Genomic DNA, 682 nt, shown 5'->3' on the forward strand with positions numbered 1-682 from the left:
CGAACCGCACCGGCTCCCGCACCTGCCGAACCCAGTACTCCCGGTCAAAGTCTCCACCTGCCGTGGACACCACCGGAATCGACGGTTCCGAAAAGGTGATCCCCTCCATCGCCGCCCGGAACTCCGCCAGCATCGGCTCCATCAACCCCGAATGAAACGCATGGGAGGTCCGCAGCCGCGTCGTCTTCCCAAACCGCGCCGACACCGCCAGCACCGCGTCCTCGCCACCGGAGACCACCACCGACTCCGGACCATTCACCGCCGCGATCGACACCCCGTCGCCAAGCAGCGGTAGTACCTCGGCCTCCGACGCCCGGATCGCCACCATCGCCCCACCCGAAGGCAACGCCTGCATCAACCGAGCCCGCGCCGACACCACCCGACACGCATCCTCAAGCGACAACACCCCAGCAACATGAGCCGCCGCCAACTCACCCACCGAATGCCCCACCACAAAGTCCGGCCGCACCCCCCACGACCCCAACAACCGGAACAACGCCACCTCAACCGCGAACAACGCCGGCTGCGCCCACCCCGTCTCGTCCAACCCCGACGCGCTCCCCCACACCACCTCGGACAGCCCGTCGAACTCCGCCGCCACCTCGTCAAAGGCGTGCGCGAACACCGGGAACCGCCCACACAGCTCCCGACCCATCCCCACCCGCTGCGAACCCTGACCCGA

1 protein-coding gene is annotated in these 682 nt (G+C 68.3%); it reads right to left on the reverse strand.

What is annotated here, in order from left to right; all coding sequences use genetic code 11:
- Positions 1-682, reverse strand: a 682-nt coding sequence (locus tag BU204_RS37885) for an acyltransferase domain-containing protein (RefSeq protein ID WP_143230068.1), incomplete at both ends; no start/stop codon positions are given.

The organism is Actinophytocola xanthii, assembly GCF_001921205.1.
Taxonomy (GTDB): domain Bacteria; phylum Actinomycetota; class Actinomycetes; order Mycobacteriales; family Pseudonocardiaceae; genus Actinophytocola; species Actinophytocola xanthii.